Genomic DNA, 12418 nt, shown 5'->3' with positions numbered 1-12418 from the left:
ATTAGAAAAGAGAAAACAGGAGTGCGACGGGAAAGCTCATCGGCCACGTCGCCCCGACTAATACCGCGCTGAGAAAGCGAATACGCTTTTTATCGCGCGATAGAAACCAGGTGATGATAGCCGCGATGGCGGCCATTACCGCATAAAAAACCAGCATGTTTTGGTACAAAGACATTTAGAGCATCCGGGCCAGAAGGGAAAATCGCGCGCAATATGCTCTTTTTTATGACACACATCAAGTTTTATTCATTTTTTTAAGAAAACTGGCGAGAAAACAACCGCTCTCCGTAATGTTCAGATTTCGTACTATTGCGGATAGTTTTAACCCGTACTATACCCATAAGGGTTAAATCGAAAGGTGGCAAAAATGAATGTTTCCAGTAAAACCGTAGTACTGATAAATCTCTTTGCTGCTGTAGGACTTTTCAGCCTGATATCCGCAAGGTTTGGCTGGTTTGCTTGATGTGACTCTTGTTGATTAATTGCAGCGTCTGCTGGCAGAGAGAACATTCTCTCTGCCATTGATGTGCGATCTTCCCACTGCTTCACCTGCCAGTAAATTATACTTAGTGTGTAATAGCCCTAACCTTTCTGCGGTAATGAGATAGCGAAACCCGGCATGCATTGCCCCCTAAACTGTTCCGTATGAAGTGGTCTACTGAATTTGGACCCCTTTCAGGAATTGTGTCGCTGGGATGGTACATCACCGTCGGATTCGCCCTCACCCGCACTCTCTTTGCTTTGAATGAACCGGAGTGCCAAATAGAGGTCTGGAGCCAGAAGCATGTCATCATCATTCATTGTTGGTCGGCTTTCTTTAAACCAGCGTGTTAATTCCGTTTTCCGGCCCGCAAGGATTAACGTAATCTGTCGACTTTTCAGGTCACGCTTTAACTCATTAATGGTGGCCAGGACACTTATATCTGAATAGGTGAAGCAGGCAACGGCATCAATAACCACCCATTTAGGTTGTAATGTTGTACCATCAACTAAGTTCAATACCCGACGTTTAAAATAAGCCACATTAAAATAGGTCAACGGGGAGTTAAATCGATACATCAACACGCCCGGAACCATTTTAATATCGGTTGAATTACCTAATGAGTGAATCATTCCATTTTCGTCAGTTCCCAGTAAGTGCTCAGAAGGACGAAAGACTGTACGCAGGAACTGTAACAGACCGAGCAACACGGCAAGCCCGATTCCCTGGATTACACCGATAATTAACACACAGCCAAAGGTGAAGAAGGCCAAACGAAATGCCTGTTTATTTCTTCGCCTCAGGTTCCATAGCCCACGTAAATCAATCAATGACCACGAGGCATACATTAGAACAATACCTAATGCAGAAACCGGAATAAACTGTAATGGCTGAGTAAAAAATACGACTATGATACCGATGAGTAAGGCTGCGACCACGGAAACCAGCTGACTTTTCCCCCCAGTTGAATCATTAACAGCGGTTCGGGAATCGGCTCCACTGATAGCAAACCCCTGAGATAATCCAGACATGAGATTCGCAATACCCAGAGCTCTAAACTCAGCATCAGCATTAATGTCATAGCCATTTTTCGCGGCGAAACTACGGGCGGTCAGCATAAGACTGACAAAACTGACCAAAGCCAGGTTCAGCGCCGGGATCACTAAATCACGCATCAGACCTGGCTGGAACGCCGCCCAGTTAACGACGGGTAAACCAGGCTGAAAACCGTCCCCCCCAATAGTGGTAATCCCATGATTTTGTGCTGATGTTCCCCATACCAGCGCCGTTGTTATCACAATGGCAATCAACGGTGCTGGCCAGTGGCTGCGATACGTTTTGATAACCATTAAAATAACTAACGTTAAAAGTGATAGTCCTAAGGTTAATAAATGGCTGTCTGCGATTCGGCCTGGCAAGGCAATTATTTTTTCAATAACCTGCGCCTCATCAAGTGTGATCCCTAAAACCTTACCTAATTGCCCGACAATAATCGTCACGGCTACGCCATTAAGCAAACCAGTAAGAATGGGATGAGAAAGCAGATCGGCAAGTGCGCCCAGGCGAAATTTACTGGCAAGCAGGCACCATCCGCCCATCATCAATGTCATGATGATCGTCAGTTGCCAGTGCAGTTCGGGATTACCTGCAGAGAGGGGAAACACGACGGCCGCAATCACCGCGCAGGTTGTAGCATCAGGGCCAACAATAAGCTGACGTGAAGAACCAAACAGTGCATAAGCGATCATCGGTAAAACGCAGGAATACAGCCCTACGATTGCCCCAACACCCGCCAACTCAGCGTACGCAATAGCAACGGGTAGTGCGACAGCCGCAACAGATAACCCGGCTTTAACATCATGTTTTAGCCAGCTTTTATCGTAGGCTAATAAATTTTGTAAACCAGGCATGTAATTTAAAAAAAATTTTCCGAACACTTTATTCTCCGGATATTGTTCTTACCCACGCAATGTTGGCACACTTCTGAGTGAGGTTCTGGTTATCTAATGCTCCCGGAATGAGGCCGCCACCGTTCAGGCCCTAATAACCTCAACCATCTTATTATTCTGACTGGTGTTAAACATAGTTCAAAACCGACCGTACCTTCTGACCCCAAAAATTGTCCGCTGTGTGCCAGCAGCGGACATTAAGCATGGATTTATGTAGGGGAAAGTGCGATTAGTGCAGTTGCAATATTAATAAGATTTCGCTCGCTGCCGAATAATGAGCAAATCCAGTATACGATTGTTGGTACTCCGCTCAATGATACTGCTCCGGCCGATAACATCAACGTATGTATCGGGCCGGTCGTCAACAACTTGCTGTTTTACGTACTTTCGCGAGTCTGGACCCATTCTTCATGGATCTTCTGTACTTTAACCCACAGTTTTTTAAGCGATATCTCAGGAACGTTTTCGAAAGTCAGACCGAATTCTTCATCAAGCACTTCCTGCCACTCTGGTAAAGACGTTGAAATGTGAGTCGTAACGACTTCGCCATCGGTTTTTGTTAAAACGCAACCTCGCAGTATCGTTTTGCCGTGTGGCTTCCGGAGTTGTGCAGTAACAACTTTTGCATATCCGGATTCAGGGGAATGCATATTAAAGTGATGACGGTCTACGAAATCACTCATAGAAGCGGGTTGCTCAGCCATATTCACGCCTGCGATCCAGCACGATGGATCGGCAATGAGATGCCAATCGCCCACGCCGTCCTTGTCCATGGCTTCCATGCCAAACTGCATCGAGTCCTGGTTAACGGTAGTATTCATCAGAGGCATTTGCTCATGAAGCGCATCGCCAAGACCGACATCCACCCACCATCTCCCGTTGGGATTATTTTCACTCGGCAACCCCTCAGCGATGATAGCTGCATGGTTTTCCAGTTTTATATGCTCAGGGCCTTCAGCGCCGTGGACGTTTGCTGGGTGAATACTCACACGATAACCAAGGTGGGTGAGTAGCGTATGTAAGCCGCCATTGAGCTGAAAACAATAACCACCTCGTCGGGTTGTTGCCGCTCTTCTGAAACTTTCCATGGCGTCAATTCCCCAATCCTGACCAAGGTGGATCCAGAATGTTTCGTAAGGGATCCGCTCTACATGAGCTTGATGTAAACGGGTAAGTGCCTCAATGGAGGGTTTTTCTGCGTCAAGGCCAAGGCGAGCCAGATAGGCTTTTACTAAATCGTTCATGTTAATGTCATTTTCCTAAGTCTGTACATGTTTCATTTTTGAGAGTTTATCAGAGGGAAGGTTTGGAGCTTTAAAAAGGACTGATGGCGTCAGATAGATTCTAAATCTGCTCCAGGCAATACATTTCCTCTATAATTACGGGCATTGCTAACTGAAAGTGGCTGTATTTTATTACCCACATTCAGTACTGTGTAGCGTCTAAATTGAGAATAATGTTTTCATATTTGAGAGGAGTCGATGGACTTAAATGCCTTAAAGATGTTTGTTCTGACAGCCCGCTGCGGTAGCCTTTCTGCAGCAGCGCGGGAAAACAACATACCGCTTCCGACGCTAAGCCGTAGGATCGCTGAACTTGAGCATGAGCTGGATGTTGTTCTGCTAGAACGCACTGTGAAAGGTTGCAGAGCAACAGAGGCGGGTAAAAAATTGCTGGATCAGGCCAGTTCGGCTATTGATACGCTTAATGATGCCGAGCAGTTCCTCACCACTGCCGATTCCCGCATTACAGGCCGATTACGCCTGACAATGCCTCAATCACTTGAACCGTGGTGGGAAATCATCAGACAGTTTCAGCGTATATATCCGGGTATTGCCATTAACGTTTATACGACTGAACGTCGAGTGGATTTAGTTTCTGAAGGTATTGATGTCGCGCTGAGAGTTGGAAGCATCTCTGATGATGATGTCGTTGCGAGCCATCTCATGGATTTCAGGCATATTCTGGTCGCCAGCCCGGCGCTTTTTCAGGGCAGTGAGCCCCCCAAAGAGCCATCAGACCTGATGAAGTATCCCTGTGCCGCCTGGGGTTCGGTGATAGGCGCGCGTCCGGTGTGGATGCTCGGTGAACATACCTACGATGTTCCAGCAACCTTCATCGTCAATGATTATCTTCATTTGCGCTCTGGAGCCCTTGCTGGCGACTACATTACTGAGTTACCTGCTTTTTTTGCTGCGGAATACATTAATAGTGGAAAACTGATTGAGGTTTTACCCCAGACACGTTTGCCCTACTCATCATTGCATCTGGTTTATAAAAAACACCGACATGTTTCCACGGCGGCCAGAGCCTACATAGAATTCTGTAAGGCTAATGTACACATACTAAAAGAAAAAAGCCGCGTACCCTCAGATGATGAAAGTTTGTATCCATGAATTTGAATTATCAGTCAAACCGATAGCGTATGTAGGTAAGGCGGTGACCGATTCACACGGTGAGTTCAAGGGGTAGATGCAACGCTATCCTTAATCGAAGGGGAAGTTGCCATGAAACCCAGATACCGGGCATCAGCGAAGTGATGTTCATTAAGAGAACGGAACGCGACTCCAATGTATGTAAATTAGCCTGACCTCGCGGATATTTCCAACTTACCGCCGTCCGATGGCGACGAGGCCAGTGCCGCGCATAGTATAGACACCCTTCTACCAGTAATTAGCTATCCGTGCGTCTATGGCCATGCGCGGGTACTGATTTTACTCGTGTTTAATCATCACATGGCGGATAACGGTGTAATCCTCGAGTCCATAAACCGACATGTCCTTACCGTAACCGGAGAGTTTTTGCCCGCCGTGCGGCATTTCGCTCACCAACGTGAAGTGGGTGTTGACCCAGGTACAGCCGTACTGCAAGCGGGCGCTGAGGCGATGGGCACGACCGACGTCTCGCGTCCAGACCGAAGATGCCAGCCCGTATTTTGAATCGTTAGCCCATGCCAGGACCTGAGCCTCATCATCAAACTGGGTGATGCTGACCACCGGGCCGAAGACTTCCCGCTGAACGATAGCATCGTCCTGCTTCGCGCCCGCCAGCAGCGTTGGGGCAAAATAGTAGCCTGCACCCTCTACTTTTTTACCGCCGGTGATGACTTTGATGTGCCCGAGCGCTTTGGCCTCATCCACCGCTTTGGTTATGCGATCCAAATGAGCCTGAGAGCTTACCGGCCCCAACTCTGTTGATTCATCATTCGGTGAACCGGTTTTCAGGCTGGCGACCGCCGCACCCAATTTTTCGACCAGCGCGTCGTAAATACCTTTCTGCGCGTAGATGCGACAGGCTGCGGTGCAATCCTGCCCGGCGTTGTAATAACCGAACGTGCGTACGCCGCTCACCACCGCATCGAGATCGGCATCATCAAAAATAATAACCGGGGCTTTGCCGCCCAACTCCATATGCGTGCGCTTAATCGATGGCGCAGTATGTCCAATAATGTGCTCCCCGGTAGCAATAGAGCCGGTCAGTGAAACCATGCGCACTTTTTCATGACCGGTCAGCGGATCGCCCACGGTTTTACCACGACCAAACAGCACGTTAATCACGCCTGCCGGGAAAATATCTTTCGCCAACTCAGCTAGCTTCAGTGCCGTTAATGGGGTAATTTCGGATGGTTTAATCACCACGCAGTTACCTGCCGCCAGCGCCGGTGCCAGTTTCCACGCGGCCATCATCAGCGGATAGTTCCACGGTGCGATAGACGCCACCACCCCCAGCGGATCGCGACGGATCATGGACGTATGCCCTTCCAGATACTCCCCGGCCGCCAGGCCGTTGAGCGTACGTGCCGCACCGGCAAAGAAGCGGAAAACATCCACAATCGCCGGAATTTCATCATTTAGCACGCAGTGAAAAGGCTTACCGCAATTCAAGGATTCCAGCTCAGCAAATGTCTGCGCGTTTTCGGCGATAGTGTCCGCCAGCTTCAGTAACAGCTCTGAACGCACTTTCGGTGTGGTTTGCCCCCAGCTGGCAAAAGCCTCGTCGGCGGCACGGACGGCTGCATCAACCTGCACGGTTGACGCCTCGGCAATTTCCAGGATCACGTCACCGGTAGCAGGGTTATAGACCGGCTGCTTTTCACCTTCACCGTTGACCAGTTCGCCGTTAATCAGTAATTGATGTTGCATAGCAATTTCCCATATTGTCGTTTATTTACCGTTTCCGGCGAGAGTGTCGCCTTCACGCGTCAGCCACCAGGCCCCTAAAATCGGCAGTGTTGTGACCGCCATCACCAGCAATGCCACTACGTTGGTCACCGGGACATCACGCGGACGTCCCAGTTGATTGAGTAGCCACAGCGGAAGTGTTCTTTCGTGTCCGGCCGTGAACGTTGTTACGATGATTTCATCAAACGACAACGCAAACGCCAGCATGCCTCCGGCCAACAGCGCCGACGCAAGATTCGGCAGCACCACATAGCGGAAGGTTTGCCAGCCGTTCGCCCCCAGGTCCATTGACGCTTCAACCAGACTCCATGATGTGCGACGAAAACGGGCCACAACGTTGTTAAATACCACTACCACACAAAACGTCGCATGTCCCACCACGATGGTCAGGAAGCCGGGTTCCAGATTGATGGTTTTAAATGCAGTCAGCAGTGCCAGACCGGTGATAATGCCCGGTAGCGCAATAGGCAAAAGCAACAACAGCGATATTGCGTTCTTGCCAAAGAAATCCCGCCGCCACAGGGCCGCCGCCGCCAGCGTTCCTAGCACCAGTGCGATGGCCGTCGACAGCGCGGCGATCTTAAGTGACAGTGTCACTGATTCCAAAATATCGCTACGCTGTGCCGCCACGCTAAACCACCGTAGCGTAAGCCCCTGCGGTGGAAAGCTAAAAGCGGCTTCCTCGGTATTAAACGCATAGGCGGCGATGATGAGGATGGGAAAGTGCAGGAAAATCACGCCACCCCATGCGGCCAGTTTGAGTAAAAACGGTGCGCGTTCAGAGTGCATCAAACGCTCCCAGACGCTTCACGAACGCCAGATACAGTGCGATTAATACAATCGGCACCAGGGTGAATGCCGCCGCCATTGGCATGTTGCCGATAGCCCCTTGTTGCGAATAGACCATGTTGCCGATGAAAAAACCCGGCGGCCCCACCAGTTGCGGCACAATAAAATCACCCAGCGTCAGCGAGAAGGTAAAGATTGAACCAGCAGCAATACCGGGGATAGCCAGCGGCAGCACTACATAGCGGAAGGTCTGACGCGGGCGGGCGCCCAAATCCGCCGAGGCCTGCAGCAATGACGGCGGTAACCGCTCCAGCGCAGCCTGTACCGGCAGGATCATAAAAGGTAGCCAGATGTAGACGAAAACCAGAAAACGCCCTAATCCTGACGTCGACAGCGTATTCCCGCCCACGGCTGGCAGCGTCAGAAACGCGGTCAGGATCGGCTCCAGCCCGAGATGGGTTAAAAACCACTGCGCCACGCCGTCTTTAGCTAACAGCAACGTCCACGCGTAGGCTTTGACGATATAGCTGGCCCACATTGGCAACATGACGGCGATGTAAAAAAAGGCTTTCATCTTGCCGCTGGTGTAACGCGCCATATACCACGCCATCGGAAACGCCAGAATGGCGCTGGCAATAGTCACCGCTATTGCCATGGTCAACGTGCGTAAAATGATGTCGTAATTCGCCGGGTTAAACAGCGCCTGCAGGTTCGCCAGCGTCAGATCTGGCGTAACGGACATGGTGAAATCGTCAAAGGTATAAAACCCTTGCCACAGTAATGTCAGCAATGAGCCAAAGTAGACGACACCAAACCACATCAGCGGTCCGAGCAGCAGTAAAAACAGCCCCAGCCCCGGATTACGCCAGAAATAACCTGAGATTTTGTTCAACCTGGTGGTCTGGGGAGGTGAATGTAAAACGTTCATCGCCATTCACCTCTCCTCAACCAGCGGGACCATCACGTCACGTGACCACGAGGCCATGACCTGCTGACCCGGCGACAGCGTTGACGGCAGCGTTTCTCCCGTCAGGTTCGCCTGGCTTACCAGCAACTTTTCGCCACCAGCCAGTTTTAGCTCAAACCGCGTCGCGGCCCCCTGATACTGCACCGCCTGAATAACGCCCGGCGCCTGCACTTCTGCACCAGGATCATTCAAGCGAATGTGTTCCGGGCGCAGAGAGAACATTCCCTGCAGGCCGCAGACATTCTCCGACATGGCGGTATCAAAGACGTTTGATGTCCCGACAAAGCTCGCCACAAACGGCGTGCGTGGGCGCATATAGAGTTCACGGGGAGAGTCCACTTGCTCAATGCGGCCGTTATTAAACACCGCCACGCGATCGGACATCGACAGCGCCTCACCCTGATCGTGGGTAACAAAAATGAAGGTAATGCCCAGCGCCTGCTGTAGTTTTTTCAATTCCAACTGCATCTGTTCACGCAGTTTAAGATCCAGCGCCCCAAGCGGTTCATCCAGCAGCAGCACGCGTGGTTCATTAACCAGTGCGCGGGCGATCGCCACGCGCTGGCGCTGTCCACCGGAAAGCTGCGACGGTTTACGCTCATAAACGAAGCCGAGCGCCACCTTCTCCAGCGCTTCTCGCGCTTTGGCATGGCGCTGTTTTTTATCCATCCCTTTGACCATCAACCCGTAGGCCACGTTATCGAGGATCGACATATGCGGAAACAACGCGTAATCCTGAAATACCGTGTTGACGTCCCGCTCCCAGGGCGGCAACTCGCTGGCCTGCTTGCCAAAAATGCTAATTGCACCGCCTGACAGCTGTTCAAAACCAGCTATCAGGCGCAGACAGGTAGTTTTGCCAGAGCCGGATGGCCCCAGCATAGAGAAAAACTCACCATCGTTAATCGCAATACTGACCCCATCGACGGCACGAACATCCCCGTACAATCGCGAGACATTGTTAAATTCCACTGCGTACGTCATAAAACCCCCAGCGGAATCAGCGACCGCCCATAATGGCTATGTAATCTTGCGTCCAGCGACTGTAAGGAACGAACTTGCCCCCTTCGGCGATCGGCGTTTTCCAGAAGGCGATTTTGTCGAAATAGCTATAGCCATTGGTTTCACATCCTTTTTCACCCAGCAGCGGGCTGGCTTTGCATCCCTCAGGCACGACCGGCAGCGATCCAAACCAGGCGGCAACGTCGCCCTGCACTTTCGGGGTTAATGACCAGTTCATCCATTTGTAAGCACAGACCGGATGTTTTGCTTCGCTGTGCAACATGGTGGTATCCGCCCAACCGGTAACCCCTTCTTTTGGGAAGACGGTGGCGACAGGTTGCCCTTCAGCCTTCAGGGCGTTAGCCTGATAAGGCCATGCGCTGGAAGCGACAACACCTTCGTTTTTAAAATCACTCATTTGCACGGTGGTGTCATGCCAGTAGCGATGGATCAGACTATGCTGATCTCTCAGGACCTTAATGACGGCCTGATACTGTTTCTCGGTCAGCTGATAGGGGTCGGTAATGCCCAGTTGTGGTTGGGTGGCTTTAACAAATAACGCCGCATCGGCGATATAAATCGGACCGTCGTAAGCCTGGACGCGCCCTTTATTGCTTTTGCCGTCTTCCAGCGTTTGCGCTACAAACACCACTTTCCAGCTATCCGGCGGCGTTGGGAAGGTCTTGGTGTTGTACATCAGCAGGTTTGGCCCCCACTGATACGGTGTGCCGTACACTTTTCCCCCGACATTAAACCATTCACCGTTGACTACACGCGGATCGATGATTTTCCAGTTCGGAATAAGTGCAGTATTAATAGGTTGAACACGTTTCCCCATAATTAAACGCAGTGACGCGTCACCGGATGCCGTGACCAGGTCATATCCGCCTTTTGCCATCAGGCTAACCATTTCGTCTGAGGTGGCCGCCGTTTTCACATTCACCGCGCAGCCCGTTTCCTTCTCAAACTGTGAGACCCAGTCATATTGTTTATCCGTTTGGCCACGTTCGATATACCCCGGCCAGGCAATAATATCCAGGCGTCCTTCTGGTTTATCTAATGATGTTGGGGGTTCAGCTGCGTGGGCGGTCATCAGTGTCATACTGAGCGCACACAGGCTCGTGAGGGCAAATTGCTTGCTCATAACGTCTTACTCCTGTCGAAAAAAAATAATGAGCGGCAGCCTTGCCGTAAATATATGTCCTTTCCTAAAAGTAGTCGGGGTGTTGGCAGCGTTCCTGCTGGCGCAAGGAAATTTAATCAGGTTGTGAGCTAACGCTCATTACGCTGTCAGTTATTGCAACGTTATTTAATCTTCTGGAGTATAGACAACGAGTTAGATGCACGGAGGGGAATAATTAGAGGTATTGATATTTTGTATGGTTGCACCTGAAAAAAATAACATCGTGATTTTACTGGTGCTATTTCAAAAATAAGAATGGGCTATTCTTTTATATTGAATAGCCCATTCATTATTATTTCATCATCTCGCGAATTAATTTCCCAAGTTGTTTCACTGCCTGCTCTTCGCGTTCTCCCCAGTGCCATGCGGTATTGAAGCGAAAGAAGCGTGTCCAGGTTCCTGACGTCGAGAACATTTTCCCCGGTGCAATGCTGATATGGTGCGCCAGTGCCTGCGTGCTGAGCTCGCCCGCATCAAGCGGTTCAGGCAGTTCGAGCCACAGAAAATAGCCGCTATCGCTATGATGAATTTTGACTTCCGCCGGAAGATGGCGCAGCAGCGTTTGCCAGGCTTGCTGTTTGCGTTCTGCCAGTTGACGACGTAGCCGACGCAAATGCGCGTCATAACGCCGGGTAGACAGGTAATCCACCAATGCGAGTTGCATCGGGGAACTGGTTGATAAGGTGCTCATCAACTGAAGCCGCTGAATGCGCCGCGCATGCATCCCCGCCGCCACCCAGCCAACGCGAAATCCGGGCACCAGGCATTTTGAAAACGACGAACAGTGTAGCACTCTGTCGCCACGATCCCAGGCTTTGGCGGGCAGCGGTTTTTCACGGCCAAAATACAGCTCGCTGTAAACATCATCCTCGATCAGCATCACGTTGTATTTTTCCAGCAACGCGACCAGATGGGCCTTTTTCTCTGCGCTGAGCGTAAATCCCAACGGGTTTTGGCTGTTGGTCATCAGCCAGCAAGCCTTCACCGGATACTCTTGTAAAGCCTGCTCCAGTGCAACGAGATCGATCCCGTCCTTGACGTCGGTGGCAACAGACAGCGCTTTTAAACGTAGCCTTTCAAGCGCCTGCAAGGCGCCGTAAAAACAGGGATTTTCGACAATCACCCAGTCGCCAGGTTCGGTCACCGCTTGCAGGCTCAGGTTGAGGGCTTCCAGCGCCCCGGCGGTAATCACAATGTCATCCGGCGAAATAGTGATCCCCTGCTGGGCATAGCGACGGGCAATGGCATTACGCAATTCGGCATTACCCGGCGGCAGGTTTTCAATCACGCTCATTGCCGTCGCCGTTTTGCTCACCTGCGCCAACGAACGGTTAAGCTGCTGCAGGGGAAATAAACGGGGGTCGGGAAATGCGGACGCAAACGGCATCACCGAAGCATCCCGGCTGGCCTGCAGCATGTCAAAAATATACGTGTTGATATCGACCGCTTCATCGCGCACAACCTGCGATTGCGGGGTTGCCGACTCACGTTCGGGCCGCGCGGCAACATAATAGCCGGATTGCGGCCGCGCAATGATCCGCCCCTGACTTTCCAGCAGCTGATAAGCATGGCCGACGGTCATAAAACTCATCCCACTGGTCGCCACCTGTTCACGTAAAGAAGGTAGACGATCGCCGGGTTGCCAGACGCCAGAGGCGATTTGATCGCGAATTTGTTCCGCCAGCCGTTGATATTTTTTCATGATGATTCTCGGGAGTCAGATGCAGGTGACGCTCGCAGTGTATATCAGTCAATAAAATTAACAACATTCTGACAACTGTTATGGGATTGTGTTTTTACTGCATTGTGAACGAAAGCGGTTAACCACATGCTCACACCGCGACCCTGCACAGCATCAATTTTCGT

11 protein-coding genes are annotated in these 12418 nt (G+C 50.9%); 2 read left to right on the top strand and 9 right to left on the bottom strand.

What is annotated here, in order from left to right:
* Window position 1 precedes the first annotated feature (1 nt).
* On the bottom strand, window positions 2–175 hold the full coding sequence (locus tag AC3ITF_RS10395) for a GhoT/OrtT family toxin (protein ID WP_096756988.1): 174 nt from the start codon (window positions 173–175) through the stop codon (window positions 2–4).
* A gap of 192 nt (window positions 176–367) precedes the next feature.
* Between AC3ITF_RS10395 and yncL the strand changes: the two genes are divergently transcribed.
* Complete coding sequence (gene yncL, locus AC3ITF_RS10390; protein WP_115258458.1) at window positions 368–463, top strand: stress response membrane protein YncL; 96 nt, start codon at window positions 368–370, stop codon at window positions 461–463.
* Between the two features lie 212 nt (window positions 464–675).
* Here the strand turns inward: yncL and AC3ITF_RS10385 are convergent, their stop codons facing one another.
* Window positions 676–2418: a SulP family inorganic anion transporter gene (locus AC3ITF_RS10385; protein WP_181636794.1), complete on the bottom strand. Its 1743-nt coding sequence runs from the start codon at window positions 2416–2418 to the stop codon at window positions 676–678.
* A 389-nt stretch (window positions 2419–2807) separates the two neighbouring features.
* A complete protein-coding gene (locus AC3ITF_RS10380) occupies window positions 2808–3674 on the bottom strand; it encodes an arylamine N-acetyltransferase family protein (RefSeq protein WP_115258457.1) in 867 nt (288 codons plus the stop codon).
* Between the two features lie 237 nt (window positions 3675–3911).
* Between AC3ITF_RS10380 and AC3ITF_RS10375 the strand changes: the two genes are divergently transcribed.
* Window positions 3912–4826 carry a LysR family transcriptional regulator gene (locus tag AC3ITF_RS10375; RefSeq protein WP_489176393.1) on the top strand — a complete coding sequence of 305 codons (915 nt, stop codon included), beginning with the start codon at window positions 3912–3914 and terminating at the stop codon, window positions 4824–4826.
* Window positions 4827–5144: 318 nt separating this feature from the next.
* Here the strand turns inward: AC3ITF_RS10375 and patD are convergent, their stop codons facing one another.
* From patD to AC3ITF_RS10345, 6 genes are all read right to left on the bottom strand, one after another.
* Window positions 5145–6572, bottom strand: a complete 1428-nt coding sequence (patD, locus tag AC3ITF_RS10370; RefSeq protein ID WP_117342824.1) for an aminobutyraldehyde dehydrogenase — start codon at window positions 6570–6572, stop codon at window positions 5145–5147.
* Between the two features lie 21 nt (window positions 6573–6593).
* Window positions 6594–7400, bottom strand: a complete 807-nt coding sequence (locus AC3ITF_RS10365; protein ID WP_096756981.1) for an ABC transporter permease — start codon at window positions 7398–7400, stop codon at window positions 6594–6596.
* Entirely contained in the window at window positions 7390–8334 is a 945-nt protein-coding gene (locus AC3ITF_RS10360) for an ABC transporter permease (protein WP_096756980.1), read from the bottom strand. Before AC3ITF_RS10360 ends, AC3ITF_RS10365 begins: the two co-directional genes overlap by 11 nt.
* Window positions 8335–9351 carry an ABC transporter ATP-binding protein gene (locus AC3ITF_RS10355; protein WP_115258453.1) on the bottom strand — a complete coding sequence of 339 codons (1017 nt, stop codon included), beginning with the start codon at window positions 9349–9351 and terminating at the stop codon, window positions 8335–8337.
* A gap of 16 nt (window positions 9352–9367) precedes the next feature.
* A complete protein-coding gene (gene ydcS, locus AC3ITF_RS10350; RefSeq protein ID WP_117342825.1) occupies window positions 9368–10513 on the bottom strand; it encodes a putative ABC transporter substrate-binding protein YdcS in 1146 nt (381 codons plus the stop codon).
* A 331-nt stretch (window positions 10514–10844) separates the two neighbouring features.
* The gene (locus AC3ITF_RS10345) at window positions 10845–12254 is read right to left on the bottom strand and encodes an aminotransferase-like domain-containing protein (protein WP_181695587.1); all 1410 of its coding nucleotides are present in this window, start codon (window positions 12252–12254) and stop codon (window positions 10845–10847) included.
* Window positions 12255–12418: the final 164 nt, after the last annotated feature.

The organism is Citrobacter sp. KH_055_1 (assembly GCF_057838705.1).
This window is presented reverse-complemented; position numbering and strand designations above follow the sequence as displayed.